We start from the raw sequence: 25,967 nt of genomic DNA, 5'->3' as shown, positions 1-25,967 counted from the left end.
TATTAACCCTCCCCTTCTACGATAAAGTGTTGTGTTTTTTCAAACGCTTGCTTGAGGTCATCAATCAAGTCTTCTGCATCTTCAAGGCCAACAGAAAGACGCAGTAACTGTTGCGAAACCCCCGCTTCTGCTAATGCTTCTTCGCCCATTGCACGGTGAGTCATCGACGCAGGGTGGCAAATTAAGCTTTCCACACCGCCCAGTGATTCTGCCAAAGAGAACAGCTCTAATTTATCAACAAAGTACTTAAGCGCCTCAAATGAGCCCGCAAATTCGAAGCTCAGCATTGAGCCAAAGCCCGATTGCTGCTTCTTCGCGATATCATGACCCGGATGTTCAGGAAGGCTTGGGTGGTAAATAGTGCCGACGAGATCTTGTTGCTGCAGAGACGCAAGAATTTCACGTGAACTCTCTTCGTGAACTCGCATACGCGCACCTAGCGTACGAATACCACGTAGAGTCATGTAGCTATCAAATGGTGTGCCGGTCGCACCAATACAGTTACCCCACCACGCTAGCTCTTCAGCGTGCTCTTCAGTTTTGGTGACGACAACGCCACCAATAACGTCCGAGTGTCCGTTGATGTATTTAGTGGTTGAGTGGATAACAAAATCAGCACCCAGCTCTAAAGGCTTTTGGAACACAGGCGTCAAAAACGTGTTGTCGACAGCAACCAGTGCACCAACCTCTTTCGCTTTGCGGCAAGTTTCTGCGATATCAACCACACGAACCAATGGATTCGATGGTGTTTCAATTAAGATCAACTTTGGCTTAAGCGCGATCGCCGCATCCAGCGCGGCTTGATCCGATTGATCAACAAACAGAACTTTGAAGTCACCTTTAAGTGAGCGTGTGTTAAACAGACGGTAAGTGCCGCCGTAGCAGTCGTGCGGAGCGATAATAAGATCATCGCCACCTAAAAAAGCAGAAACCCATAAGTTTAGCGCCGAGGTACCACAGTTAGTGACAACCGCGCCTTTGCCCGATTCAAGTTCAAACAGTGCCGTTTCTAGTAAACCGCGGTTCGGGTTACCAGAACGGGTGTAATCGTACTTTGGCACTTCACCAAAAGCGGGAAACCCATAGTTAGTCGAAAGATAAATAGGTGGGACAACGGCATGGTGTTGCGTGTCTGACTCGATACCAGTACGTACTGCGATTGTTGCTGGCTTCCGGCTGCTCATAGGTGCTTCCTTACAAGTTTTGCGTCTGAGAATCACAGCTGCTTGTCGGCATTTTGCGGCTGTGTTAGATATATGTTATTCACTTTACTTTCATAAACATGAGACGTCAACACTTCTAGACGTCTATATGTCTTTGCTTATGGCGGTAAATCCCGCTAAAATCACCACTATTAATTTATTCTAACAACTAAAGTGATGAAGGTACGCAATGGCCGACTGGAATGGTGAATACATAAGCCCATATGCTGAGCATGGAAAGAAAAGCGAACAAGTAAAGAAAATTACAGTTTCTATCCCTCTAAAAGTGTTAAAGGTTCTTACTGACGAGCGTACTCGCCGCCAGATTAACAACCTACGCCATGCAACAAACAGTGAGCTACTGTGCGAAGCCTTTCTACATGCGTACACAGGCCAACCACTACCAACGGATGAAGATCTCCGTAAAGACCGTCCAGACGATATCCCTACTGAAGTAAAAAGACTGATGACAGAGATGGGGATCGAATTCGAAGCGTTTGACGAATAATAAAAACAACTCAGTCACCGCCTTTAATACTGATTCGTTATAGCGGCCCCTATTCATAACATCACTCACTATACTGCTTGCGAGTGGGCTGTGAGTGATAGGTATAAAAAAACCGACTCCTGATGAGTCGGTTTTTATTATTCTTGCCCATAGCGAAACCGCTACAGAGAATCCACCACTGCGGGCTATTACGCCATATAGTTAGCTGGCATATCAATACGCGCAACGCCAGATTCAACGGCCGCTTCCGCTACCGCTTTTGCTACTCGAGGAAGCAGACGCGGGTCCATTGGCTTAGGAATGATATAGCCCTTACCAAACTCCAGCGCCGTCTCACCTGCTGCCGCTAATACTTCAGCTGGCACTTCTTCTTTAGCCAGTTCACGAATAGCATGAACCGCCGCCAGTTTCATCTCATCATTAATTTCGCTCGCACGCACATCTAGCGCACCACGGAAAATGAATGGGAAACAAAGTACGTTGTTAACTTGGTTCGGGTAATCACTGCGGCCTGTACCCATAATAAGGTCTTTTCGAACTTCATGAGCAAGATCTGGTTTGATTTCTGGATCTGGGTTTGAACATGCAAACACAATCGGCTTATCAGCCATTAGTGTTAGTGCTTCAGCTGGTAGTAAGTTAGGGCCAGACACACCCAAGAATAGATCCGCATCTTCGATAACATCTTCAAGAGTACGTTTGTCAGTGTTGTTTGCGAATAGTTCTTTGTACTCATTGAGGTCATCACGACGAGTGTGGATTACCCCCTTACGGTCCAGCATGTAGATCTTCTCACGCTGGGCGCCACACTTAATCAGCAGTTCCATACAAGCAACCGCTGCTGCGCCTGCACCTAAACAAACGATCTTACATTCTTCGAGTTTCTTACCTTGAAGTTCAATTGCGTTCAGCATACCAGCTGCTGTTACAATCGCAGTACCGTGTTGGTCATCGTGGAATACTGGAACATCACAACGTTCAATCAGGCGACGTTCAATCTCAAAACAATCTGGTGCTTTGATGTCTTCTAGGTTAATACCACCGAATGTATCTGCGATATTGGCAACGGTATCTACAAACTCATCGATTGTGCGGTGTTTTACTTCAATATCAATAGAATCTAAACCTGCAAAGCGCTTAAACAGTAACGCTTTACCTTCCATTACCGGCTTAGAAGCAATAGGGCCAAGATTTCCAAGACCAAGAATCGCCGTACCGTTAGAGATAACTGCAACCATGTTGCCTTTACCCGTGTATTTATAAACGTTATCTACGTTTTGTGCGATTTCGCGAACAGGTTCAGCCACGCCAGGGCTGTATGCAAGTGCTAGATCTTCTGCAGAATCTGCAGGCTTTGTCAGTTCTACGGCAATTTTGCCTGGAATTGGGAACTCATGATAATCAAGAGCTTGCTGACGAAATTGTTCTTGAGGCGATAACTCTTGAGAGGATTGGTCTTGTCGGCTGTCTTCAGACATAGGTGTAGGTTCCTAGGTTATTATTATTTGGGGGTCTTGTTCATGTTAATGGATGTACTTCAAAGTTCCTAGGTAGTTAAAGCCTCTGTCTCATTAAAAAACGAGATTTAACTACTAATAAGACCAGTGAGCAGTGGAAATTACTATTGCCTGTTGAACTTTCAAGCGAATTTCTAAATAGAAGTAGCGGAACGACCGTTGTGGAAAATGCGGATAAACGACCTATCATTTATATTAATTGCCTACCTATTAAATAGCTACAGAGCAGTATCCATCATTTACTCAAATTATAGGCAACAAAAAAGGACACCTAAGTGTCCTTTTTCATGTCTAAATAGCGAGAATTACTTCTTGCTAGAAAGAGCACCGAAACGCTTGTTAAAGCGATCTACACGGCCGCCTGTATCTACGATACGTTGCTTACCTGTGTAGAATGGGTGACATTTGTCACATACATCTAGGTGAATACCATCTTTACCTAGAGTAGAGTTGAATTCGAATGTGTTGCCGCAAGAACAAGTTGCTGTTACTGCTTTGTATTCTGGGTGGATTCCAGCTTTCATGGGATAACCTCAAGTAGGCCGTGTCGCTATACGATTCTAAGCCGCACACCACACGTAGTTTAAAAAAGAAATAAAGACACCGCATCCGTACAAAAAAGTGACGAAGCCATACCTTTAAGGCGCAGTATAGTAATGAATCTATAAGACAGGATCAACCGATTTGATACATTTTTCGCCAATAGTGTCTTTATTTCTTTTGTTAACTGGCATGTTGGTTGAAATTCAAGAGCTCTAATGACCTTCATTCGTTAACTCACCTCTTTCACCTAAACTGCTCCTCGAATTTAACCGCCTTATCATTTAGACTGTTCGCTCTCCTCAACTCAGTAAAGCCGTCACTTTATGCGTCCAATGATTGCCCGTGTGGCCCTGCCTGTTCCACTCGACAAGCAGTTCGATTACAAGATTCCTAACCACCTCTTTCCGGTTATTGGTGGACGAGTTTCTGTGCCTTTTGGACGCCAAACCTTAACTGGGATTGTTACGGCTCTGGTTAACGAATCTGAATTCGAGCTAGACAAACTCAAGCCGATTAAAACCTTATTAGATAACCAACCCGTTTGGCCAAAGTCGGTCTACTCACTCTTGGTGTGGTGTAGTCAATTCTACCAATACCCGCTTGGCGAAACCTTTGCTAACGCCCTACCGAGCGCCCTAAGAAAAGGCAAAGCCGCCGACTTCGCAACGCTTATCGAATGGCAGTTAACATCGTCAGGCAGAGATCAACTGATGCAAGGCTTTGGTCGCGCCGTCAAACAAGCCAAAGTGATGCATATGCTTGAAAATGGCGCAGTTCCTCATCAAGAATTCATTGATGAAGAAGTGGGTAGCGCAGTACTTAAGACACTGGAAGAGAAAGGTTGGATTGAATCGGTAGAGAAAAAACCGCAGCGCAAACCATGGCCAGTTGAACTCGAAAACGAACAAGACAAGCCAAAGCTCAATGCAGAGCAAGCCATCGCAATCGCAACAGTCAATAGCCAGACCAACTTTGGCTGCTTTCTACTAGAGGGCGTTACCGGCTCAGGTAAGACAGAGGTCTACCTGAATATGATCAAGCCGATTCTTGACCAGGGTAAACAGGCACTAGTTTTGGTGCCTGAAATTGGCCTCACCCCTCAAACCATTAACCGCTTTAAGCGACGCTTTAATGTGCCTGTTGAGGTTATCCACTCTGGCTTAAACGATTCAGAGCGACTGAATGCGTGGCTCTCGGCACGCGACAATATTGCAGGCATCGTAATTGGTACGCGTTCGGCTCTATTCACGCCTTTCGCTGATCTAGGCATTATCATTGTCGATGAAGAGCATGACGCCTCCTATAAACAGCAAGACAGCCTGCGCTACCACGCACGTGATGTCGCCATTATGCGCGCTCATAAAGCGCAGGTTCCGGTCGTTCTTGGGTCAGCAACTCCGGCTTTTGAAACGCTGCACAACGCTCAGATAGGCAAATACAACTACCTTACCCTCACCTCACGTGCAGGTGTCGCATTGCCGACCACTAATAAAGTGTTGGATGTGAAAGGCGAATATCTGGAAAGCGGTTTGTCTGCGTCGTTAATTGCTGAGATGCAAAGACACCTGAAAGCGGGCAACCAAGTGATGTTGTTCCTCAACCGCCGCGGGTTCTCCCCAGCATTGATGTGTCACGATTGTGGTTGGACTGCCGAGTGTAAGCGCTGTGATGCTTACTACACCTATCACCAATACAGCAATGAAATGCGTTGCCACCACTGTGGTTCACAACACCATATCGTTCACCATTGCCAAGGCTGCGGTTCAGCGAATTTAGTGACAGTGGGTGTCGGTACCGAACAGCTCGAAGCGCAACTTGGTCAACTCTTTCCAGAATATAAAACCATTCGTATTGACCGCGACAGCACCCGTCGTAAGGGTAGCTTAGAAAGCGCATTAGAGTCGATTCGCAAGGGTGAATACCAAATTCTTATTGGCACCCAGATGCTGGCTAAAGGTCACCACTTCCCTGACGTGACACTTGTGGCGTTATTGGATGTGGATGGCTCTTTATATAGCAGTGACTTCCGAGCACCTGAACGCCTTGCTCAGCTCTTTATCCAAGTCGCAGGGCGCGCAGGTCGTGCCAGTAAACCCGGCGAAGTGATCTTACAAACGCACCATCCAGAACATGGTCTGCTACAAGCATTGCTGCACAAAGACTATAACCACTTCGCTCAGACGGCCTTAGCCGAACGTAAACAGGCGATGTTGCCACCTTACACCTTTATGACACTGTTTAGAGCAGAAGCGAACGACACGCGCTTGGTGGAAGAGTTCTTACGTCAAGTTCGTCACACCCTGGAGTCACATCCATTGTTTGACCAATATTGCATGGTGTTAGGACCAACGCCTGCACCACTAGCCAAACGTGCAGGCAAATCTCGCTGGCAATTGATCTTGCAAACCCAGACTCGTTCATTGATGCAGAAGCTATTAATGAGCGCCAAGCCGGCCATCAATATGTTACCTGCTGCGAAAAAAGTTCGCTGGTCACTCGATATTGAACCGCAAGATTTAAGCTAAACCCACCTGGGTTAAAACTAATGATAAGTTTGTTCACAAATATTTCATATTTCTCGTGAGTAACATCACACTAGTCATGCGATTTTTGTTAATCTAGCCGTAACTTTACACGGATGAAACAAATAGAATATTGCAATCAAAAAAGTGTTAGCAACACTTTCATTATGTCTATTTGATTGTATTAATTATTCACGCCTTAGATACTTAGGCAACAAAGGAACTTAAAAGAGGGTTTAATTTATGGCGACAATGAAGGATGTTGCCCAGCTAGCAGGCGTCTCAACCGCAACGGTATCACGTGCATTGATGACCCCAGAGAAAGTCTCAGTTTCTACTCGCAAACGAGTAGAGGCAGCTGTACTTGAAGCTGGATACTCACCCAATACATTAGCTCGAAACTTACGTCGCAACGAATCAAAAACCATCATTACTATCGTTCCTGATATCTGTGACCCTTATTTCGCCGAAATCATTCGTGGTATCGAAGATGCAGCTGTAGAAAATGATTACCTAGTTCTGCTTGGCGACAGTGGTCAACAGAAGAAACGTGAATCATCATTTGTAAACTTGGTGTTCACCAAACAGGCTGATGGCATGCTACTGCTTGGCACCGACCACCCATTTGATGTCAGTAAATCTGAACAGAAGAACTTACCACCTATGGTGATGGCATGTGAGTTTGCACCTGAACTTGAGTTACCAACGGTACACATCGATAACTTGACGTCTGCATTTGAAGCCGTCAACTACCTAGCTCAGTTAGGTCACAAGCGCATCGCACAAATATCTGGCCCAACCTCCGCCACTCTATGTAAGTTCCGCCAACAAGGCTACCAACAGGCATTACGCCGAGCTGGTGTATCAATGAACCCAGCTTACAGTACTGTTGGTGATTTTACCTTTGAAGCTGGAACAAAAGCCGTTCGTCAATTATTAGCACTACCGGAACAACCAACCGCAATTTTCTGTCATAACGATTCAATGGCAATTGGCGCTATTCAAGAAGCAAAAAAATTAGGTTTGCGTGTTCCTCAAGACCTCTCCATTGTTGGTTTTGATGACATCCAATTCGCTCAATACTGCGATCCACCACTAACGACCATTTCTCAGCCTCGTTACGAAATCGGACGCCAAGCGATGCTCATGATGCTCGACCTACTTAAAGGTAACGATGTTCAAACCGGTTCACGTCTACTTGAAGCTAAACTCGTGGTTCGTGGCAGTACAGCGCCACCTCGAATTTAGACAAGGTAAATACCCAAACAAACCGGCGGCACATTTTGATGTGCCGCTTCAATTTCTGCACTATTATCCTCACGCAATCTGGATTACCATGAGAGCAGAACTATCAACTATTGAATTGTCTTGTGGCTAATAGAGATTATGTAAAGCGCGGTCGTGGCACAAAAAAAACGACCAACAAACAAGCCCCTCGCCGTAAACCTTGGCGCAGTGGTCTTTTGGCGATCCTCCTTGTTGGTGGTTTTGGTTACGGGCTTTACTTATTAAGTAATGATCCTGAGCCACCAGCGCCAGCTCCTGTGGTGAACAAGTCGAAACCTAAGCCAGCAAAAGTCATTCCGCCGCCTCCAACAGAGAAATGGGACTACGTCGAAACGCTGCCAAGTCGCGAGATTGAAATAAAAGCCAAAGAGCAACAGATCTCGAAAATCCCTTACATCATGCAATGTGGCGCTTACAAAACCTCAGCACAGGCAGAAACACGTAAGTTGGACATTGCCTTCCAAGGTATCTCGAGTGAGATCCGCAAGAAAGATGGCAGTAGCTGGTACCGTGTGGTTCTAGGACCTTATAAATTTAAGCGTGATGCCGAACGAGATCGCCACAAACTACAACGCGCAAAAATCGAACCTTGTGCTATTTGGAAAGACACCGAGTAGTGATAAGCGACAGCGCAGTTGTGTAACCGCTAGAGTCGCAGCAAAGACAAACCCGAAAGCCTCCCATTGTGGAGGTTTTCTTTTATTTAGTCCCCTTAACCAAATTTCCTTACCACTTCCACTAATAAGTTGCTCGACATCACTCATGGTTCCTTGAATTACCCGAGTGTCATCCTCATATACTTTTTATACCCAAGGATAAGAATATAAAGAGGCCCTACTCGTGACTACCATAGTATCTGTACGTCGTAATAATAAAGTCGTCATCGCGGGTGATGGACAAGTATCTCTAGGCAATACTGTAATGAAGGGCAATGCCCGCAAAGTACGTCGCCTATATAACAACAAAGTACTGGCAGGTTTTGCTGGCGGTACGGCTGACGCTTTCACGCTATTCGAAAAATTTGAAAGCAAACTGCAAATGCACCAAGGTCACCTAACCAAAGCGGCCGTTGAGCTGGCAAAAGATTGGCGTAGCGACCGTGCTCTACGTAAATTAGAAGCACTGCTTGCCGTAGCGGATGAAACCGCTTCACTGATCATCACTGGTAATGGTGACGTCGTTCAACCTGAGAATGACCTGATTGCTATTGGCTCTGGTGGTAACTTCGCTCAAGCAGCGGCAACTGCCTTACTAGAAAATACTGATTTAGATGCACGTGAAATCGCAGAAAAGTCGCTGAGCATTGCTGGCGATATCTGTGTCTTCACCAACCATCAACACACTGTTGAAGAGCTAGATAGCACCGTTGAACTGCCAAAACCAGAATAACGACCTCCTCTATCCATAACGTTGTATTCAACAGTGATTAAAGAATTAAGGAAAAAACATGTCTGAGATGACTCCTCGCGAAATTGTTCATGAACTCAATCGCCACATTATCGGCCAAGACAACGCTAAGCGTTCAGTAGCGATTGCATTGCGTAACCGCTGGCGTCGTATGCAGCTCGAAGAAAGCCTGCGTGTTGAAGTTTCGCCAAAAAACATCCTGATGATTGGCCCAACGGGTGTGGGTAAAACTGAAATAGCTCGTCGTCTAGCAAAACTCGCGAACGCGCCTTTCATCAAAGTGGAAGCAACCAAGTTCACTGAAGTGGGTTATGTAGGTAAAGAAGTTGAAACCATCATCCGTGATCTAACCGATGTTGCGATCAAGATGACACATCAACAAGCGATGGAAAAGGTGCAATACCGCGCTGAAGAGCAAGCCGAAGAACGTATTCTTGATGCCCTTCTGCCGCCAGCTCGTGATGCTTGGGGCCAGAATGAACAGACAACTGATGACACAACATCTTCGAATACTCGCCAGGTTTTCCGCAAAAAACTGCGCGAAGGTAAGATGGATGACAAAGAGATTGAAATTGATGTAGCCGCACCGCAAATGGGTGTTGAAATCATGGCTCCTCCTGGCATGGAAGAGATGACAAACCAGTTACAAGGTATGTTCCAAAACCTAGCTGGCGACACCAAGAAAAAACGCAAGATTAAAATCAAGGATGCATTCAAAGCACTAACTGAAGAAGAAGCCGCTAAGCTTGTAAACCAAGAAGAGCTAAAAGAGAATGCGATCTTCAACGCTGAAAACAACGGTATCGTATTCATCGATGAGATCGACAAAATCTGTAAACGTGGCGACAGTTCAGGTCCAGATGTATCTCGTGAAGGTGTTCAACGTGATCTACTGCCTCTTATCGAAGGCAGCACAGTTTCAACCAAACATGGTATGGTTAGAACTGACCACATCTTGTTTATCACATCAGGCGCATTCCAAGTGGCTAAGCCATCTGACCTAATCCCTGAGCTGCAAGGTCGTTTGCCAATCCGCGTAGAGCTGGAAGCACTATCAGCGAACGACTTTAAACGTATCCTGACTGAGCCAAAAGCGTCTCTAACAGAGCAGTACATTGCTCTAATGAAAACAGAAGACGTCAGCATTGAGTTTACTGAAGATGGCATCAACCAAATAGCTGACGCGGCATGGCGTGTTAACGAAACCACTGAAAACATCGGTGCACGTCGTCTACACACAGTAATGGAGCGCTTAATGGATGAGATTTCATTCGACGCAACAGACAGAGCCGGCAGCAAACTAGTGATTGACGAAGCTTACGTAACATCAAAGTTAGGTGAATTCGTGGAAGACGAAGATCTGAGCCGCTTCATTCTGTAGCACATTAAACTCCAACTTATTGCTCTATCTCAAAGAAATAGCAGCTAATAGACGAATTCAAGGCCCACTATAAAGTGGGCTTTTTATTACCTAAAAAATGGGCGTATACTCGAATTACTGTATGACACGATATACCGACCACTAGCGTACTAACGACAAAAGTGCACTTACAATGAAAATAGACTTACGATGAAAATAGACTTACGATGAAAATAGACTTACGATGAAACAATCTTTACTGATCTGGCTTGATGCCGCGCGACCAAAAACTCTGCCCCTCGCACTTGTCTCCATTCTTACAGGGAGTAGTTTGGCGTTCGCTAGCAATCATTTTTCTTTATCGATAGCGCTGCTGGCTTTTTTAACCGCCACTCTATTACAGATTCTATCGAACCTAGCCAACGACTATGGCGATGCCGTCAAAGGCACCGACAACGAGAAGCGTTTAGGCCCAATACGCGCGATGCAGTCTGGTACAGTCAACGCGAAGACCATGAAGCAAGCTATCATCCTCAACATCGTATTGACGGTAATAGCTGGATTGGTTCTTATTTTTTATGCACTAAGCTCGATTGAGAGTATCTTGTCGTTCATCGCTCTTGGTGTTCTGGCGATTGCGGCTGCTATTGCATACACAGTTGGTAACAAGCCCTATGGTTATATCGGCCTTGGCGACTTATCAGTGTTTATCTTCTTTGGATTGCTAGGCGTGTCTGGAACGTACTTCTTGCATACTGGCCACGTTGAGCCTAGCCTATTTCTTCCCGCTTTAGGTTGTGGATTAATGGCAGTGGCAGTTCTCAATATCAACAACATGCGTGATATCGAAAACGATAGCGAATGTGGTAAGCGCACTATGGCCGTTCGCTTAGGGCAGCGCAAAGCCAAGCACTATCATTTCTTGTTACTTAGTTTCGCCCTTGCATCTTTCGCGCTATACCTACTGATTCAGGAGAAACCCGTTTGGATTAGCCTGCCATTTTTGTTCAGTATCATTGTTGTTTACAAGCATGGTAAAGCCGTATGGAAAACCGATAAACCAGCTCAGATTGCACCAATGATGCCCGTTATTGTGAAATGCTCCCTGGTCACTAACTTATTGTTTGCAGGGGTTGTCGTAGCTCAAACTCTATTGAGTTAATTGAGACTAATCATTGCAAAGGGATCAGGCACCGATATACTCAAAGTAAGTTCATTGTTCAAAAGGTAAACGAATGGAATACAACACTTCAGCACTGTGCGACATCTACATAGATCAAGTTGATGTCGTGGAGCCAATGTTCAGCAACTTCGGTGGACGAGCATCCTTTGCAGGACAGGTCACAACATTAAAGTGTTTTGAAGACAACGCTTTGATTCGCTCTGTATTGGAGCAAGATGGGTTAGGTCGAGTGCTGCTAATCGATGGTGGTGGCTCATTACGAAAAGCGCTGATCGATGCTGAAATCGCCCTGCTTGCCGAAGACAATGAGTGGGAAGGTATTGTGGTTTATGGCTGTGTACGTGAAGTCGATGAATTAGAAGATATGAACCTCGGCATTCAAGCTTTAGCATCCATTCCCGTCGGAGCTAGCCAAGAGAGCATTGGCGAGGTTGATGTTCCAGTCAATTTTGGCAGCGTGACTTTTTTACCTGAAGATTACCTTTACGCGGATAACACAGGCATCATTCTCTCTGCTGAGCCGTTAGATGTTGAACTCGACCTTGATGTCGAAGAAGAATCAGATTAAGTATCTCTAACAAAGCTCCAGCCAATTAGAACAACGAACAAAAACGCCCGCTACTCAGTAGCGGGCGTTTTTTTTAATCTGAAGAGTCAATTACTCAACGTCATCCATTTTACCTAGAAGGTTACGGATGCGATCTTGCCATGCTGAATGCTCTTCCTGCATTTGCTGAGTTTTTTGCTCTAGCTCGTGACGGCTTGCTTTTAGCTCACCAGCTTCTGTCGCTAGTGCTTGTTTCTCTTCTTTAAGCTCTTCCACTTCCATTTGAAGAAGTGCAATTGTATCTACTGCTGTTTGAATTTTTGCTTCTAGCTGCTCTAGTACTTCAAAAGACATTCTGGCCTACCTTTAGTTATCCATTTAATGGTGAAGGTTCACTCCACTTATTTCCCCATTCTACTCAGCAGAGCAAGGATAAACACTCAATATATTCGATAATTTGCACCATTCGATGAAAAAAACAGCGCTTTTTACCGAATATTGACGCGAATGATTATCTCCACATCCACAGGCTGATTATTTTGATGAAGATTTATTGTTTTCTACTGCAAATTGATCGAGAGCAATCCCCAAAAACAAAAAGGCAAACGTTTTCTTTTGGATATGGTAAAATCCGCCGCAAAATTTATCTTCCCTCCCCCTTTAAAAGTTTTGGAGTTCGCATGAAACGCGATTTAGCAATGTCATTTTCTCGTGTCACTGAAAGTGCAGCACTAGCTGGTTACAAATGGCTTGGCCGTGGCGATAAAAACGCTGCGGATGGCGCTGCTGTAGAAGTCATGCGTAGTCTACTAAACAAAACCGAAATCAGCGGTGAGATTGTTATTGGTGAAGGTGAAATTGATGATGCACCTATGCTCTACATCGGTGAGCAAGTAGGTGTGGGCGGTGATGCTGTCGACATTGCCGTTGACCCAATAGAAGGGACACGCATGACAGCAATGGGCCAATCAAACGCATTGGCGGTATTGGCGGCAGGCGAAAAAGGCAGCTTCCTTAAAGCGCCTGATATGTACATGGAAAAATTGGTTGTCGGTCCTGGCGCTAAAGGCGTGATTGACCTAGCACGACCACTAAAAGAAAACCTAGAAAACGTAGCGAAAGCGCTGGGTAAAACGCTGGATACATTAGTTGTAACGACACTGGCTAAGCCACGTCACGATCAAGTCATCGCCGACATGCAAGCAATGGGCGTTCGCGTATTCGCAGTGCCAGACGGTGATGTTGCTGCTTCTATCCTAACTTGTATGCCCGACAGCGAAGTAGACGTCATGTACTGCATCGGTGGCGCACCTGAAGGTGTCGTTTCTGCGGCGGTTATTCGCGCACTAGATGGTGACATGCACGGTCGCCTTCTCCCTCGTCACGAGGTGAAAGGCGATACCGCAGAAAACCGTAAGCACGGTGAGCTTGAGCTAGAACGTTGCGCTGAAATGGGCGTAACGGCGGGTATAGTGTTGAAGATGGAAGACATGGCGCGCAGCGACAACGTAGTATTCTCAGCAACCGGCATTACCAAAGGTGATTTGTTAGAAGGCATTACTCGTACAGGTAATATCGCAACCACAGAAACACTACTTATACGTGGTCGCTGCCGCACGATTCGTCGCATCAAATCAATCCACTACCTAGAACGTAAAGACCCAGAAGTAATCGGTCACATCCTGTAAACCTAAGTTAAACAGAACAACAAAGGCTGATACCACGTATCAGCCTTTTGTTTTATTGGCCTGTGCCAAGCACACCATATGCTAGCAATAGCGTGAACGGCGGCCAATATAGTAAATGGTTTGCTTTATAAACACCTTGCCTCATAATAGTAAGGTTCATGAGGTAGGGATAATATGAAAACAAGCGACAAAATCTTACAAACCATTAAGCGCCAAGGAGCGGTAACCGCGAAGCAACTGTCAGAAGAATTTGACATGACGACAATGGGGGCAAGGCAACATCTGCAAAGCCTGGAAGATGACGGTATTCTTGCGTTTCATGACGTTAAAGTAAAAGTGGGACGTCCTACCCGCCATTGGTCACTGACTCAACAAGGCCATAGCCAATTCTCAGACCGACACGGTGAGCTGACGATTCAAGTGATTGATGCCGTAGAGAACCTATTTGGCCAAGAGGGGCTAGCTAAGGTTGCTGCCGAGCGTGAACAACACACTTTAAAGCAGTATCAAACCGCTCTATCTGGCTGTGATAACCTGATCAGTAAACTTGAAAAGCTCACTCAACTTCGTGAAGAAGAAGGCTACATGGCAGAACTTCAAGAACAAGGTGATAACTATATCTTGATCGAAAATCACTGTCCTATCTGTAAAGCAGCGACTCGCTGTCCAAGCCTCTGTCAATCTGAGCTCAATGTATTTACTGAGTTACTCAAAGGTGAATGTCATGTAAGCCGCACTGAACACATTATCGCTGGTGAGCGACGCTGTACTTACACCCTAACCCCCACACCTTCATCGTAATACTCAGTGCTTGAGCTTTGCGCCAAACGACTGGTCTCGTCTCAATATTGAGAAAACTACAATAGAACAAAATTTGTACAGAATTCTTTCTTAAGCTTAAAGCATATGAAACATACTTAATGCTAAGGAAGGAATGATGGCACATCCACAACCCGACCAAAAACTGCCACCCTTTGATGAACTGGTCCAACTCGCGAAAAGCGATCCTAAAGCATTCAATCAATTCAAACACGAGATGTGTGAGCAAATGATCTGTTCTGCCTCTCAAGTGATGCAAGACAGGCTTCGAGCTCAGCAAAGTCATATCGATTTAGTCGTTAGCCGCTGCAAAAACCCTCACCATACCAATGTCGTACTGATGCAAGAGTTGCGCTGTCAGGTTTGTAAATTCCAAGACGCCCTCGAAGGTCGCTGCCCCCTTGCTGAACCAAAGTCCGAGAATGTCGTCCCTTTTAGACCAAATACAGAGCCGAAAATGTATTAAAGCGAATATAAGTTAACAGCAGACACACATGAAAATCAGACTGTTATAATACAAAAAAGGGAGCGCAAGGCTCCCTTCTTATATTCATTCAATTGTTATACTGGATTTTCACCGTAGTCGTTACGACCTTCTGTGCCTTTCAACAAGCCACATTCAATCAAAACCCATAGCCCACACACTAATGCCGCAGCGGTAGCCACCATATGAATTGGCGATACCGACTCTGTCGTAGTTGCTGCCATTGGCGAGGCTAAACGTCCCAGAACGAGAGGCACATTTAACAATAACCAGTAGTTCGACTTATTACGGTCATGCCAACGCTTAGCCGTTACCGCAAGATCTGGAATAACCAGCACCAGTAAGAAAATTGGCAGTAGAATATAAGTGTATGCGGGGAACAAAACCGATATACCGGAAGCAAAACCAGTAATCGCCACATAGTAGAAAATATTCCACATCCAATAAGTCTTACGACCAATTCTCCCCTTGAAAGAGAGCAGTAAATCTTTCATCGACATCTTAAAATACTCAAAAATTAATACGCTACCAAAAAGTTAGCAGCAAATAGCCCGTTAATCACTTTTAATTAGTTAATCACTTTCTGAAAGCAATCTTTATCCATATCTCTTATGTTCACCGTAAGGCTGCGGATATGACTTGCCTGTTCTTGTAGGGCTTGCATTAGCAAACGTGACAACTCTCTTTTCTGTTCTTCGGTACGCCCTGAAAGTAACTCGAAGCTGATGTGAATAAAATCCACACTGTCCTCTTCGTCACCGACTAGCCAGTTATGACAACGCAGTGAACGCGACTTCACAGAAGGCACATCAAACAAGCCACAGTTTAATGCAACTTGATGAAGATCTTCTAGTAAACCTTGGATATTCACTCGCTCGTCCACTGAATTTGAGTACTCTAAAACTAGATTCGGCATTATTACTTCCTATTGTTAACGCAATCGTTTGTCTCTTAATAGCAACTAACGGTGAAAAATCCGAGAAGTTAGCGATTATTCTGTCTGTCGGATCACTGATATATGCACAAAATCTACTCTTACCATTGAGTAAGATCCAAGAAAGTCATGACCACAGTCATGATCTGTTGATATTAATCTGTTATATTATTTCGTAATAAAGTTTACTTTTTTACATTCGATTTATTTAAATACTTTGGAGATATTCCTATGCGTCATCCTGTAGTTATGGGTAACTGGAAACTAAACGGCAGCAAAGAAATGGTTGTTGATCTACTAAACGGTCTTAACGCTGAACTTGAAGGCGTAACAGGCGTAGACGTAGCAGTTGCTCCACCAGCACTTTTCGTTGATCTAGCAGAGCGTACGCTTACTGAAGCGGGCAGCGCGATCATCCTAGGTGCTCAAAACTCTGACCTAAACAACAGCGGTGCATTCACTGGCGACATGTCTCCAGCAATGCTTAAAGAGTTCGGCGCATCTCACATCATCATCGGTCACTCTGAGCGCCGTGAATACCACAACGAATCAGACGAGTTCGTAGCTAAGAAATTCGCATTCCTAAAAGAGAACGGCCTAACTCCAGTGCTTTGTATCGGTGAATCTGAAGCACAAAACGAAGCAGGCGAAACGGTTGCTGTATGTGCTCGTCAGCTTGATGCTGTTATCAACACTCAAGGTGTTGAAGCTCTTGAAGACGCAATCATCGCTTACGAACCAATCTGGGCTATCGGTACTGGTAAAGCAGCAACAGCTGAAGATGCACAACGCATCCACGCTCAAATCCGTGCACACATCGCAGAGAAATCTGAAGACGTTGCTAAGAAAGTTGTTATCCAATACGGCGGTTCTGTTAAGCCAGACAACGCAGCAGCTTACTTCGCACAGCCAGACATCGACGGTGCTCTAGTTGGCGGCGCAGCTCTAGACGCGAAAAGCTTCGCAGCTATCGCTAAAGCAGCAGCTGAAGCAAAAGCTTAATTTAAACTTCACCGTTTAAATTGAATGAAAGGTCAACTTAGGTTGGCCTTTTTTATTGTCTGTCGTTTGGGATTCAAGCTTCAAACTCAAATGACAGGCACAAAAAAACCGCTAATAAATCAGCGGTTTTTAAAATATTTAAGTTAACGCTAAGCGTACTTAGAACAACTCTTCGGCAACGCGGAACAGCTCAGAACGGTCAGGGTTCTGCATGTTCTCGATACAATCGATGATGTCGTGGTGAACAAGTTCTTCTTTCTCGATACCAACACAACGTCCACCGTGACCTTCTTGAAGAAGGTGAACAGCGTAGTTACCCATACGAGAAGCCAGTACACGGTCAAATGCAGTAGGACGACCACCACGTTGGATATGGCCAAGAACCGTTGCACGAGTCTCACGACCTGTTGCCGTTTCGATCTCCTTCGCTAGCTCGTTCGCATCCATCATAAGCTCTGTTAGAGCGATGATTGCGTGCTTCTTACCTTTAGCAATGCCATCTTGAATATTGCTAATTAATTGATCTTTATCTAGGCCAGTCTCTGGAGTAATGATGTACTCACAACCACCCGCGATCGCAGACATAAGCGTAAGGTCACCACAGTGACGGCCCATGATTTCAACAATAGAAATACGTTGGTGAGAAGAAGACGTGTCGCGCAGACGGTCGATTGAATCGATAACTGTGTTAAGCGCAGTTAGGTAACCGATTGTGTAGTCAGTACCTGCGATATCGTTATCGATTGTGCCTGGAAGGCCGATACATGGGTAACCCATTTCAGTCAGTTTTTTCGCTCCCATATAAGAGCCATCGCCACCAATAACAACAAGTGCTTCGATACCGTGCTTCTTAAGGTTCTCGATGCCTTTCTCGCGAACTTTAACATCTTTGAATTCAGGGAAACGTGCAGAACCAAGGAAAGTTCCGCCACGGTTGATTACGTCAGATACGCTTGAACGGTCAAGCTTTTCGATACGGTCTTCAACAAGGCCTTGGTAGCCATCGTGAATGCCGTAAACTTCAATGCCAACTGATAGCGCGGTACGAACTACACCGCGAATTGCTGCGTTCATGCCTGGAGCGTCACCACCACTGGTCAAAACACCGATCTTCTTAATCATGCTCACCCTCGATTTTTGGGAATCTATTATTCAATTCTTTTGCTTGCTGATCGTATATCAACAAGATTTTAAATCTATATTTGTGCTTTATGTTACATTTCCTCAATAGGAATAGCACTTAAATCGCGTAAATTTATGTAACATTTCTACTTCTGTAAGAGTATTACAGTTTTAACTAATAACTTTGTTGATTCACATCAGAATCAACATTAATTATTATACGGTGGTTTTTGTATCACCAAAGAATTAGCAATTTTTACTCACTTTAGTTCAAAAGCCATACACTTACCATTTGCTCGCCATTTTTCCGGTCTATTACCAAGAATGAAATTTCTGCTGCTTCTCGGGTCCAAATACGACCGAATACGGGTCTTGATGGATTAATACATCAGCATCAGGGAACACGGAGATAAGCTTAGCCTCTACTTCGTCAGAAATGCGATGCGCTTCAATAAGTGGGATAGTATCTTCAAGCTCTAAATGCAATTGAATGAATCGAATTGGCCCTGAACGGCGCGTTCTTAGCTGGTGCACACCGAGTACGCCTTCCACACTCAACGATGTTTCTTTTATCTGTTCCAGTTCTTCATCGGGCAGCTTCCTATCCAGTAAAGATTGAATGGCTTCCATCGCCATTTGATAAGCACTATAAAGAATGTAGATACCGATACCAATCGCGAACACCGAATCCGCTTGCCCAATACCAAACCAGCTCAATGCAAGCGCCAACATAATGGCCGCATTCATGTAGAGATCAGACTGATAGTGCAGTGAATCCGCCGCAATAGCTTGGCTACCGGTTTTTTTCACCACGTGCTTTTGAAATCTGACTAAACCATAGGTCATCACTATTGCGAACAAGCTGACGTAGATACCGATTTCCGGGGAATTCAATTCGTGTGGCCTAAAAAAGCGTTCAATACCATTAAGAATAAGGAAGCAGGCCGAGCCTGAAATAAACATCGCTTGTGCTAATGCGGCAAGAGATTCAGCTTTACCATGACCAAAGGTATGTTCTTTGTCGGCGGGCTGTAAAGAGTAACGAACCACAATAAGATTGACGACAGAAGCGGCGATATCCAACATTGAATCCACCACCGAAGCCAACAGACTCACTGAACCTGTCACCCACCACGCTGCGACTTTCACTATCAATAAAACAGTAGCGATGGTGGTGGCTGCCCAAGCGGCGAGCGTAACTAAACGTGCGTATTCTTGTTTCATAATTTGGCTATAAAGTGACTGATAGCACAAAGTATAACCTGCAAACAATCAATTGAATATGACAGCTAGGATGTAAAACATTCATTTTTAGGGATCAAAAAAAGCGACACTTGGCCGCTTCTTTCTCAACACTTTCATTCAATCCGGCTTTTTCAAGCCATGAATTACTTGTTTTTGTTCATGCGTTTTTCCATTTTGTCAGCACACTTAGTCATGCGCTCTTGTTGGATTTCTTTCAGTTGCGTTTTTTGCTCAGCCGTTAATACACTCATCATTTGGTGTTGCTTCTTCAGTATTACCACGCGACGCTCAGTTTGCTTTTCAACCATTTCGCTTGCCAAGTCGTTCGCTGCGGCTTCATCGAAGTTGTCAGCCAAAACCAAGGCTTGAACTTTTTCGTGGTGTGCTTTCATTTGCGCCACTCTATCGGCTTTGTTGCCAACGTGTTTTGCTTTCATCTCTGCACGATTTGCTTCGCGCATCTCTTTCAATTCTGTTTTTTGTGCGTCAGTGAGATCAAGTTGGCGCATCACTTTCTTATCGAAGCCGCCGCATTTGCCGTGCATGCCTTTGTGGTCGCCTTTATCACCGCCACCGTATGCATACGCAGTGGTTGCACCGAACATAAGTGGAAGTGCCGCCGCTACTAGTACAAGTTTCTTAGTCATTTTCATAATCTTTGCCTCAATTCGGTATAATAAGTTATGTGGTACGTCTGTTTTTTAGCGCTTAGATATAGATTAGTTCCTCCCTCGTAAAGTGACGTTTAGAAAGCGTAAAGAATCGTAAAGAGTGAAAGCTGGCGAATAATTAGCAGTATTATTAACCTAACTAACCGATTAAGGCTCCCTGATGGCGAACATTCTTCTGATTGATGACGACACCGAATTAACCTGTTTACTTAAAGATATTTTGAGCTTTGAGGGCTTTACAGTTTCCGAAGCCAATGATGGCTATACGGGGCTTGAGGCTATCAATGAGGAGATTGATCTAATTCTTTTGGATGTAATGATGCCACGCCTTAATGGTATGGAAACACTAAAGAAGCTGAGAGAAGATTGGGAAACACCCGTGCTGATGCTGACCGCAAAAGGCGAAGAAATCGATCGTGTGATTGGCCTTGAACTTGGAGCTGATGATTATTTACCAAAACCATTCAGTGACCGAGAGCTGCTCGCGCGTATTCGCGCCATTCTGCGCCGAACACAAACCAACACCGCGCCTAAGACAGCCAGTGACACCATTCAATACCAAGACATCGAGATCTTCCCTGGCAAACAAGAAGCCTACTGCAATGGTCAAATCATCGACCTTACAACCACAGAATTCGTCTTACTTAGCCATTTAATCCAGAATCCGGGGCAAGTGATCACCAAAGAAGCCTTGAGCTTAGATGTATTGGGTAAAAGACTCGCCGCTTTTGATCGCGCGATTGATATGCATATCTCTAATCTCCGTAAGAAGATCCCAGAGCGCCACGACGGTAAATCTCGTATCAAAACTTTACGCGGCCGTGGCTATTTATTGATAGAGGAAGATTAATGCGCATACCTAAAATCACCAGCTTATATGGGCGTATCTTTGCTATCTTTTGGTTCACCATGTTATTGGTGCTTTTATCGGTCCTATCGCTTCCCCATTTAGACCCTAGAGTTGCGCGTGATGTCCCTGAAGAACACTTCACGAAACTCAGCCGTATTGCAAAGAGTATCGAAAAGCGATTCGCCAAAGAAAATAACTTGGGCAAGATTGTCTTCCAATTGGAAGGCCCACCACGCAGCCGGAAAGACACACGCCCTCGCATCTACTTAACCGATCTTGAAGGCTCGGTGTTAACAACTAAAAAGCATTCAGATTACAAAGTAAAAGCCATTCGTAACTTCGTGACGACAATTGATAACCCTAAAGTGCCAAAACAAAAGCTGTATGGACATTACATGGTAGCAGGCCCAATACCAGTCGCACTTGCCGGTGAGAACCTGATGATGTATATCGGAGTTAAGTGGGATCAGCCGCCGCCGTTCTTGTTACGCCTATTTGATAGACCTCTACAACTTTTACTTGCCGTCATGTTAGCGAGTACCCCGCTATTACTTTGGTTAGCTTGGGCATTGAGTCAACCTGCTCGCAGACTAGAACGCGCCGCAAAACGTGTAGCGAAAGGACAATTTGAGGTCGACCCTCAATTAGAAAAAGGCACCTCAGAATTCAGACAAGCTGGTGAAAGCTTTAACCAAATGGTCGAAGCGGTAAACCAGATGATCTCAGGGCAACAGCGTCTGCTCTCTGATATCTCACACGAGCTACGCTCTCCATTGACCCGCCTACGCATGGCAAATGCATTGGCGATTCGTAAACAAGGTGAGAGCCAAGAACTCGAGCGTATCGATACCGAAGCGCAACGTTTAGAACAGATGATCAGTGAACTACTGACGTTATCTCGTATGCAGGTCAACAGCCATATTACTCGTGAGGTTCAGCCCATCTCGAGCTTATGGGAAGAAATTATAAAAGACGCACAGTTTGAAGCCGAACAGATGGGCAAACAGCTGACGTTTTCGGAGATCCCAGAGCGTTCTATCTCAGGCAACCCCAAGCTATTGATGAGTGCGTTAGACAATATTACACGTAACGCAATCTATTACGGTAAGGACCGCGTCGATGTGCAATTCAGTGTTCAACAAGATCTACTCACAATTTGTGTAAATGATAACGGTGATGGCGTGCCTGAAGATGAATTAGATTCTATTTTCAGGCCTTTCTATCGTGTTTCAACCGCCCGTGATCGTAACTCTGGCGGTACAGGTCTTGGGTTAACCATTACTGAAAGTGCGATTCGCCAACACAGCGGAACCATCACCGCCAGCCGCAGCCAGCTAGGTGGATTACAACTCGAAATCACTCTACCTATCTTACCGGTGTAATACCCCCACAAAGATCATAGTTGATAATGATTGTTATTATCATTATGGTAAATCCTCTAATTACGGAGGATTTACCATGTTGCACACTTTTCCTGCTCTACCCTACGCTTACGATGCTCTAGAACCTTACATTGATGCTAAAACGATGGAAGTGCACTACAGCAAGCACCACAAAACCTATTACGATAAGTTTGTTAATGCTATCGCGGGTAGTGAACTAGAACAGCAATCGCTGACCGAGATCTTCGCTAATATCTCGCAGCATAGTCCTGCCGTTCGCAACAATGGTGGCGGCTACTACAACCATATTTTGTATTGGAACTGTATGTCTCAAGACGGCGGTGGTGAACCGGCTGGCGAACTTGGCGACGCTATCAAGAACACATTCGGAGATTTCGAAACATTCCAAGAACAGTTCGCTCAAGCGGCGATCAATACCTTCGGGTCAGGCTTTGCTTGGTTAGTGGTAGAAGAGGGACAACTAAAGATCATCTCTACCTCAAACCAAGATAACCCTTGGATGGATACCATCGCCAGCAACGGTGAGCCAATTCTTGCACTGGATGTTTGGGAACACGCCTACTACATCAGTTACCAAAACCGTCGCCCTGATTACATCAACGCATGGTGGAATGTGGTGAATTGGAATGCGGTTGCTGAAAACTACGCACAAGCACTCGCGAATCAAGCGTAAGCGAATGGTGGTGAACTGTACTCACTCAGCTTGCCACCGTATACTCTGGCTATCTTTGATTATTCTTGTGAGCCAACATGTTTGATATCGCTCTATACGAACCTGAAATTGCACCCAATACGGGTAACATCATCCGCCTATGTGCTAATTGTGGCGCGAACTTACACCTCATTGAACCGCTTGGTTTTGATTTTGAAGAGAAAAAAGTACGCCGTGCTGGTTTGGATTATCACGACCTAGCGCGTGTTAAGCGTCACAAGAACCTAGAAGCCTTCCTTGAGTATCTAGAAAATGAACGCGAAGGTGACTTTCGTATTTTTGCTTGCACCACTAAAACAACAGGTCACCACGTGGATGCAAAATTCCAACAAGGTGATGTGTTGATGTTTGGCCCAGAAACACGCGGCCTGCCCGCTGAGTTCATTGAAAGCATGCCAATGGAGCAACGTATTCGTATTCCAATGATGCCAGACGCGCGTAGCCTAAACCTGTCTAACGCGGTAGCTATCATTGCATTTGAAGCGTGGCGACAAATGGGCTTTGAAGGCGCGGTATAACCGAACGCTCACTCGTCTGTTGTCTGTTGTCTGTTGCCAATAATAGCTAACACGCAATAAAAAAGGCTCTTACCGTTATCTCTTCTTGCGAAGGATAAAGGTAAGAGCCTTTTCTGTTTCGTACTTTTGTCTTTCTATAGAAAAGAAAGGGGTAAAGCGACGGGCTTAGTTTAAACGATTACGATCGTTGTCGTCGTCTTTCTTCTCAAACTCCCCCTCAAAGGTGTTGCCGTCTTTTGATTGGTCAAATGGGTCACGATTAAACGGGTCTTGTCCACCCGTATGAAAGCCGCCAGACATATTGGTCACCACCATTTTTTCCATCATTTTCTTGGCAATTATTGCTCTTGGTGCTGGCAGCAATACCAGCATGCCGAGTGCGTCCGTCATAAAGCCCGGAGTCAACAGCAATACACCTGCAACCGCAAGCATCACGCCTTCAAGAATCTGTTGTGCTGGCATTTCACCTTGCTGTAATCGACCTTGAACAGACATTAATGTCTGTATACCTTGGCTACGAACAAGCGATGCACCCGCAAATGCAGTAATCAAAACCAACGCAATCGTTGGCCACAATCCTAAGAAGCCACCAACTTGAATAAATAGCCCAATCTCAATGATGGGTACGAAGATAAAGAGTAATAGTAAGATAGGAAACACACGCCCTCCTTTGTTACTTCCAGTTTACGCTGAAAGCCTTATCAACCTCAAATTTATCCTGTAAATAAACGTGTTTATTGACCGGGAATAAGTTTGCAAAGTATTGACTAAACAAAAGCGAAAAAGGTGATCAACTTACTATTTTTATGCGCTAGGTACAGTATCATGTGCCACATAAGTCAGGACGGATTTATCAGCCTAATATTCTAGCGAACGGAGTATTTGCACACAGAATAGGCTAATAACTAACTATATAATCAGAATAATTCTCTAAGGATCCTGTTATGGCTACTCTATCAGAAGCACAAGTTGATGCTCCTCACGCTACTCGTCTCGAAGAAGATCTATTAGGTCAACGTCATGTTCCCGCTGATGCTTACTACGGCATCCACACTCTACGCGCAGTTGAAAACTTCAACATTTCAAAGGTAACGATCTCAGATGTACCTGAATTCGTTCGCGGTATGGTGATGACAAAGAAAGCAGCGGCTTTAGCAAACAAAGAGTTAGGTGTAATTCCAAGCGAAGTAGCTAAATACATCATTCAAGCTTGTGACCTAATTCTAGACACTGGCAAATGCATGGATCAGTTCCCATCGGACGTTTTCCAAGGTGGTGCTGGTACTTCTGTAAACATGAACGCGAACGAAGTGGTTGCTAACGTCGCACTGGAACTTATGGGCAAAGAAAAAGGCCAATATGAGTTCATCAACCCAAACGACCATGTAAACCGCAGCCAATCTACAAACTGTGCTTACCCAACGGGCTTCCGTATCTCTGTTTACAACAGCGTACTAAAACTGATCGACGCAATTGAATACCTAAAAGGTGCATTCGAGCTTAAGAGCCAAGAATTCAACACGATTTTGAAGATGGGTCGTACTCAACTTCAAGATGCAGTTCCAATGACGGTTGGCCAAGAGTTCCATGCTTGGGCTGTAACCATCAACGAAGAAATCAAAAACCTAGAATACACTTCAAAGCTGCTGCTTGAAGTAAACCTAGGCGCAACAGCTATCGGTACTGGTCTAAACGCAGCACCTGGCTACCAAGGCCTAGCAGTTAAGCACTTAGCAGAAGTTACGGGCCTAGAGTGTGTAGCTGCTGAAGACTTAATCGAAGCAACGTCTGACTGTGGTGCATACGTCATGACGCACGGCGCACTTAAGCGTCTAGCCGTTAAATTGTCTAAGATTTGTAATGACTTGCGTCTGCTTTCTTCTGGTCCACGTACTGGCTTGAACGAACTGAACCTACCAGAACTACAAGCAGGCTCTTCAATCATGCCAGCTAAAGTAAACCCAGTGGTTCCTGAAGTAGTAAACCAAGTTTGCTTTAAAGTTCTAGGTAACGACAACACGGTTTCTTTCGCGGCGGAAGGTGGCCAACTGCAACTGAACGTCATGGAACCGGTAATCGCACAAAGCATGTTTGAGTCTCTGGACATTCTAACAAACGCATGTGTGAACCTACGCGACAAGTGCGTAGACGGCATTACTGTAAACAAAGAAGTATGTGAAGCGCACGTCTTCAACTCTATCGGAATCGTAACCTACCTTAACCCATACATTGGCCACCACGAAGGTGACATTGTTGGCAAGATCTGTGCTGAAACAGGTAAGAGTGTTCGCAATGTGGTTCTAGAGCGCGGTTTATTAACCGAAGAAGAACTTGATGATATTTTCTCTGTTGAAAACTTGATGCACCCTCAGTACAAAGCAAAACGCTACGAGTAACGAATGAACAAATAAAGGCTCTGTTTCCAGAGCCTTTTTTCTTGCTT

At 44.9% G+C, this 25,967-nt stretch carries 27 protein-coding genes; 17 read left to right on the top strand and 10 right to left on the bottom strand.

The annotated features are described in order from the left end of the window. Nucleotides 1-2: 2 nt before the first annotated feature. Entirely contained in the window at nucleotides 3-1,184 is a 1,182-nt protein-coding gene (locus tag OCT63_RS04795; protein WP_269983310.1) for an O-succinylhomoserine (thiol)-lyase, read from the bottom strand. Nucleotides 1,185-1,392: 208 nt separating this feature from the next. Between OCT63_RS04795 and metJ the strand changes: the two genes are divergently transcribed. Next, complete coding sequence (gene metJ, locus OCT63_RS04790; protein ID WP_017055853.1) at nucleotides 1,393-1,710, top strand: met regulon transcriptional regulator MetJ; 318 nt, start codon at nucleotides 1,393-1,395, stop codon at nucleotides 1,708-1,710. Between the two features lie 188 nt (nucleotides 1,711-1,898). On the opposite strand, the gene OCT63_RS04785 is transcribed toward metJ, so the two are convergent. Continuing rightward, a complete protein-coding gene (locus OCT63_RS04785) occupies nucleotides 1,899-3,188 on the bottom strand; it encodes a malic enzyme-like NAD(P)-binding protein (protein WP_017055854.1) in 1,290 nt (429 codons plus the stop codon). 344 nt (nucleotides 3,189-3,532) lie between these two features. Further along, the gene (rpmE, locus tag OCT63_RS04780) at nucleotides 3,533-3,751 is read right to left on the bottom strand and encodes a 50S ribosomal protein L31 (RefSeq protein WP_017055855.1); all 219 of its coding nucleotides are present in this window, start codon (nucleotides 3,749-3,751) and stop codon (nucleotides 3,533-3,535) included. A gap of 342 nt (nucleotides 3,752-4,093) precedes the next feature. Here rpmE and priA point away from each other — a divergent pair, with 342 nt between their 5' ends. The 7 genes from priA (at nucleotide 4,094) to rraA (ending at nucleotide 12,097) form a co-directional block, all read left to right on the top strand. Continuing rightward, nucleotides 4,094-6,295, top strand: coding sequence for a primosomal protein N' (gene priA, locus OCT63_RS04775; RefSeq protein WP_269983309.1), 2,202 nt, complete (start codon nucleotides 4,094-4,096; stop codon nucleotides 6,293-6,295). A gap of 240 nt (nucleotides 6,296-6,535) precedes the next feature. Continuing rightward, complete coding sequence (cytR, locus tag OCT63_RS04770) at nucleotides 6,536-7,540, top strand: DNA-binding transcriptional regulator CytR (RefSeq protein ID WP_017055857.1); 1,005 nt, start codon at nucleotides 6,536-6,538, stop codon at nucleotides 7,538-7,540. Nucleotides 7,541-7,662: 122 nt separating this feature from the next. Beyond that, nucleotides 7,663-8,196, top strand: a complete 534-nt coding sequence (gene ftsN, locus OCT63_RS04765) for a cell division protein FtsN (protein ID WP_161680046.1) — start codon at nucleotides 7,663-7,665, stop codon at nucleotides 8,194-8,196. 223 nt (nucleotides 8,197-8,419) lie between these two features. Continuing rightward, complete coding sequence (gene hslV, locus OCT63_RS04760) at nucleotides 8,420-8,968, top strand: ATP-dependent protease subunit HslV (RefSeq protein WP_017055859.1); 549 nt, start codon at nucleotides 8,420-8,422, stop codon at nucleotides 8,966-8,968. Between the two features lie 58 nt (nucleotides 8,969-9,026). Beyond that, on the top strand, nucleotides 9,027-10,367 hold the full coding sequence (hslU, locus tag OCT63_RS04755; RefSeq protein WP_161673210.1) for an HslU--HslV peptidase ATPase subunit: 1,341 nt from the start codon (nucleotides 9,027-9,029) through the stop codon (nucleotides 10,365-10,367). 223 nt (nucleotides 10,368-10,590) lie between these two features. Beyond that, nucleotides 10,591-11,508 carry a 1,4-dihydroxy-2-naphthoate polyprenyltransferase gene (locus OCT63_RS04750; RefSeq protein ID WP_269983308.1) on the top strand — a complete coding sequence of 306 codons (918 nt, stop codon included), beginning with the start codon at nucleotides 10,591-10,593 and terminating at the stop codon, nucleotides 11,506-11,508. Nucleotides 11,509-11,581: 73 nt separating this feature from the next. Beyond that, nucleotides 11,582-12,097 carry a ribonuclease E activity regulator RraA gene (gene rraA, locus OCT63_RS04745; protein WP_017055862.1) on the top strand — a complete coding sequence of 172 codons (516 nt, stop codon included), beginning with the start codon at nucleotides 11,582-11,584 and terminating at the stop codon, nucleotides 12,095-12,097. Nucleotides 12,098-12,187: 90 nt separating this feature from the next. Here rraA and zapB read toward each other — a convergent pair whose 3' ends face one another. Continuing rightward, a complete protein-coding gene (zapB, locus tag OCT63_RS04740) occupies nucleotides 12,188-12,430 on the bottom strand; it encodes a cell division protein ZapB (RefSeq protein WP_009848877.1) in 243 nt (80 codons plus the stop codon). A 326-nt stretch (nucleotides 12,431-12,756) separates the two neighbouring features. Here zapB and glpX point away from each other — a divergent pair, with 326 nt between their 5' ends. The 3 genes from glpX (at nucleotide 12,757) to OCT63_RS04725 (ending at nucleotide 15,049) form a co-directional block, all read left to right on the top strand. Continuing rightward, the gene (gene glpX / locus OCT63_RS04735) at nucleotides 12,757-13,764 is read left to right on the top strand and encodes a class II fructose-bisphosphatase (protein ID WP_269983307.1); all 1,008 of its coding nucleotides are present in this window, start codon (nucleotides 12,757-12,759) and stop codon (nucleotides 13,762-13,764) included. 174 nt (nucleotides 13,765-13,938) lie between these two features. Next, complete coding sequence (locus OCT63_RS04730) at nucleotides 13,939-14,565, top strand: helix-turn-helix transcriptional regulator (RefSeq protein ID WP_161680054.1); 627 nt, start codon at nucleotides 13,939-13,941, stop codon at nucleotides 14,563-14,565. 136 nt (nucleotides 14,566-14,701) lie between these two features. Then, nucleotides 14,702-15,049, top strand: coding sequence for a DUF3135 domain-containing protein (locus tag OCT63_RS04725; protein ID WP_136980848.1), 348 nt, complete (start codon nucleotides 14,702-14,704; stop codon nucleotides 15,047-15,049). Between the two features lie 95 nt (nucleotides 15,050-15,144). On the opposite strand, the gene OCT63_RS04720 is transcribed toward OCT63_RS04725, so the two are convergent. Together OCT63_RS04720 and OCT63_RS04715 are read right to left on the bottom strand one after the other, a co-directional pair. Beyond that, nucleotides 15,145-15,567, bottom strand: a complete 423-nt coding sequence (locus OCT63_RS04720; RefSeq protein WP_269983306.1) for a DUF805 domain-containing protein — start codon at nucleotides 15,565-15,567, stop codon at nucleotides 15,145-15,147. Nucleotides 15,568-15,635: 68 nt separating this feature from the next. Next, a complete protein-coding gene (locus OCT63_RS04715; RefSeq protein ID WP_060468767.1) occupies nucleotides 15,636-15,983 on the bottom strand; it encodes a 5-carboxymethyl-2-hydroxymuconate Delta-isomerase in 348 nt (115 codons plus the stop codon). Nucleotides 15,984-16,232: 249 nt separating this feature from the next. On the opposite strand from OCT63_RS04715, the gene tpiA reads away from it, so the two are divergent. Next, nucleotides 16,233-17,003 (top strand): triose-phosphate isomerase, encoded by a 771-nt coding sequence (gene tpiA / locus OCT63_RS04710; protein WP_060468768.1) that lies wholly within the window; start codon nucleotides 16,233-16,235, stop codon nucleotides 17,001-17,003. 159 nt (nucleotides 17,004-17,162) lie between these two features. Here the strand turns inward: tpiA and pfkA are convergent, their stop codons facing one another. The 3 genes from pfkA to OCT63_RS04695 all read right to left on the bottom strand — a co-directional run bounded on the left by pfkA (nucleotide 17,163) and on the right by OCT63_RS04695 (nucleotide 20,023). After that, complete coding sequence (gene pfkA / locus OCT63_RS04705) at nucleotides 17,163-18,125, bottom strand: 6-phosphofructokinase (RefSeq protein WP_161673202.1); 963 nt, start codon at nucleotides 18,123-18,125, stop codon at nucleotides 17,163-17,165. Nucleotides 18,126-18,440: 315 nt separating this feature from the next. Next, a complete protein-coding gene (fieF, locus tag OCT63_RS04700; protein ID WP_060468770.1) occupies nucleotides 18,441-19,349 on the bottom strand; it encodes a CDF family cation-efflux transporter FieF in 909 nt (302 codons plus the stop codon). Between the two features lie 164 nt (nucleotides 19,350-19,513). Continuing rightward, the gene (locus OCT63_RS04695) at nucleotides 19,514-20,023 is read right to left on the bottom strand and encodes a CpxP family protein (protein WP_269983305.1); all 510 of its coding nucleotides are present in this window, start codon (nucleotides 20,021-20,023) and stop codon (nucleotides 19,514-19,516) included. A 178-nt stretch (nucleotides 20,024-20,201) separates the two neighbouring features. Between OCT63_RS04695 and OCT63_RS04690 the strand changes: the two genes are divergently transcribed. The 4 genes from OCT63_RS04690 (at nucleotide 20,202) to trmL (ending at nucleotide 23,524) form a co-directional block, all read left to right on the top strand. Then, nucleotides 20,202-20,891 carry a response regulator gene (locus OCT63_RS04690; protein WP_269983304.1) on the top strand — a complete coding sequence of 230 codons (690 nt, stop codon included), beginning with the start codon at nucleotides 20,202-20,204 and terminating at the stop codon, nucleotides 20,889-20,891. Then, complete coding sequence (cpxA, locus tag OCT63_RS04685) at nucleotides 20,891-22,273, top strand: envelope stress sensor histidine kinase CpxA (protein ID WP_060468773.1); 1,383 nt, start codon at nucleotides 20,891-20,893, stop codon at nucleotides 22,271-22,273. Before OCT63_RS04690 ends, cpxA begins: the two co-directional genes overlap by 1 nt. A 76-nt stretch (nucleotides 22,274-22,349) precedes the next feature. Then, nucleotides 22,350-22,967 carry a superoxide dismutase gene (locus OCT63_RS04680; protein ID WP_161680542.1) on the top strand — a complete coding sequence of 206 codons (618 nt, stop codon included), beginning with the start codon at nucleotides 22,350-22,352 and terminating at the stop codon, nucleotides 22,965-22,967. A 77-nt stretch (nucleotides 22,968-23,044) separates the two neighbouring features. Beyond that, a complete protein-coding gene (trmL, locus tag OCT63_RS04675; RefSeq protein ID WP_009844716.1) occupies nucleotides 23,045-23,524 on the top strand; it encodes a tRNA (uridine(34)/cytosine(34)/5-carboxymethylaminomethyluridine(34)-2'-O)-methyltransferase TrmL in 480 nt (159 codons plus the stop codon). A gap of 165 nt (nucleotides 23,525-23,689) precedes the next feature. On the opposite strand, the gene OCT63_RS04670 is transcribed toward trmL, so the two are convergent. Then, nucleotides 23,690-24,184 carry an FxsA family protein gene (locus OCT63_RS04670; RefSeq protein WP_161686692.1) on the bottom strand — a complete coding sequence of 165 codons (495 nt, stop codon included), beginning with the start codon at nucleotides 24,182-24,184 and terminating at the stop codon, nucleotides 23,690-23,692. A gap of 284 nt (nucleotides 24,185-24,468) precedes the next feature. Here OCT63_RS04670 and aspA point away from each other — a divergent pair, with 284 nt between their 5' ends. Next, the gene (aspA, locus tag OCT63_RS04665; RefSeq protein ID WP_060468776.1) at nucleotides 24,469-25,920 is read left to right on the top strand and encodes an aspartate ammonia-lyase; all 1,452 of its coding nucleotides are present in this window, start codon (nucleotides 24,469-24,471) and stop codon (nucleotides 25,918-25,920) included. Nucleotides 25,921-25,967: the final 47 nt, after the last annotated feature.

The organism is Vibrio sp. RW (genome assembly GCF_027587105.1).
Lineage (GTDB): Bacteria > Pseudomonadota > Gammaproteobacteria > Enterobacterales > Vibrionaceae > Vibrio > Vibrio toranzoniae.
This window is presented reverse-complemented; position numbering and strand designations above follow the sequence as displayed.

Coding starts and splice junctions, on each gene's coding strand:
- rpmE (WP_017055855.1), bottom strand. CDS start 3,751: ATGAAAGCTGGAATCCACCCAGAATACAAAGCAGTAACAGCAACTTGT.
- priA (WP_269983309.1), top strand. CDS start 4,094: ATGCGTCCAATGATTGCCCGTGTGGCCCTGCCTGTTCCACTCGACAAG.
- OCT63_RS04695 (WP_269983305.1), bottom strand. CDS start 20,023: ATGAAAATGACTAAGAAACTTGTACTAGTAGCGGCGGCACTTCCACTT.
- pfkA (WP_161673202.1), bottom strand. CDS start 18,125: ATGATTAAGAAGATCGGTGTTTTGACCAGTGGTGGTGACGCTCCAGGC.
- fieF (WP_060468770.1), bottom strand. CDS start 19,349: ATGAAACAAGAATACGCACGTTTAGTTACGCTCGCCGCTTGGGCAGCC.
- OCT63_RS04730 (WP_161680054.1), top strand. CDS start 13,939: ATGAAAACAAGCGACAAAATCTTACAAACCATTAAGCGCCAAGGAGCG.
- metJ (WP_017055853.1), top strand. CDS start 1,393: ATGGCCGACTGGAATGGTGAATACATAAGCCCATATGCTGAGCATGGA.
- cytR (WP_017055857.1), top strand. CDS start 6,536: ATGGCGACAATGAAGGATGTTGCCCAGCTAGCAGGCGTCTCAACCGCA.
- aspA (WP_060468776.1), top strand. CDS start 24,469: ATGGCTACTCTATCAGAAGCACAAGTTGATGCTCCTCACGCTACTCGT.
- OCT63_RS04795 (WP_269983310.1), bottom strand. CDS start 1,184: ATGAGCAGCCGGAAGCCAGCAACAATCGCAGTACGTACTGGTATCGAG.
- glpX (WP_269983307.1), top strand. CDS start 12,757: ATGAAACGCGATTTAGCAATGTCATTTTCTCGTGTCACTGAAAGTGCA.
- OCT63_RS04720 (WP_269983306.1), bottom strand. CDS start 15,567: ATGTCGATGAAAGATTTACTGCTCTCTTTCAAGGGGAGAATTGGTCGT.
- OCT63_RS04715 (WP_060468767.1), bottom strand. CDS start 15,983: ATGCCGAATCTAGTTTTAGAGTACTCAAATTCAGTGGACGAGCGAGTG.
- zapB (WP_009848877.1), bottom strand. CDS start 12,430: ATGTCTTTTGAAGTACTAGAGCAGCTAGAAGCAAAAATTCAAACAGCA.
- rraA (WP_017055862.1), top strand. CDS start 11,582: ATGGAATACAACACTTCAGCACTGTGCGACATCTACATAGATCAAGTT.
- hslU (WP_161673210.1), top strand. CDS start 9,027: ATGTCTGAGATGACTCCTCGCGAAATTGTTCATGAACTCAATCGCCAC.
- OCT63_RS04680 (WP_161680542.1), top strand. CDS start 22,350: ATGTTGCACACTTTTCCTGCTCTACCCTACGCTTACGATGCTCTAGAA.
- OCT63_RS04690 (WP_269983304.1), top strand. CDS start 20,202: ATGGCGAACATTCTTCTGATTGATGACGACACCGAATTAACCTGTTTA.
- OCT63_RS04785 (WP_017055854.1), bottom strand. CDS start 3,188: ATGTCTGAAGACAGCCGACAAGACCAATCCTCTCAAGAGTTATCGCCT.
- cpxA (WP_060468773.1), top strand. CDS start 20,891: ATGCGCATACCTAAAATCACCAGCTTATATGGGCGTATCTTTGCTATC.
- tpiA (WP_060468768.1), top strand. CDS start 16,233: ATGCGTCATCCTGTAGTTATGGGTAACTGGAAACTAAACGGCAGCAAA.
- trmL (WP_009844716.1), top strand. CDS start 23,045: ATGTTTGATATCGCTCTATACGAACCTGAAATTGCACCCAATACGGGT.
- OCT63_RS04725 (WP_136980848.1), top strand. CDS start 14,702: ATGGCACATCCACAACCCGACCAAAAACTGCCACCCTTTGATGAACTG.
- OCT63_RS04750 (WP_269983308.1), top strand. CDS start 10,591: ATGAAACAATCTTTACTGATCTGGCTTGATGCCGCGCGACCAAAAACT.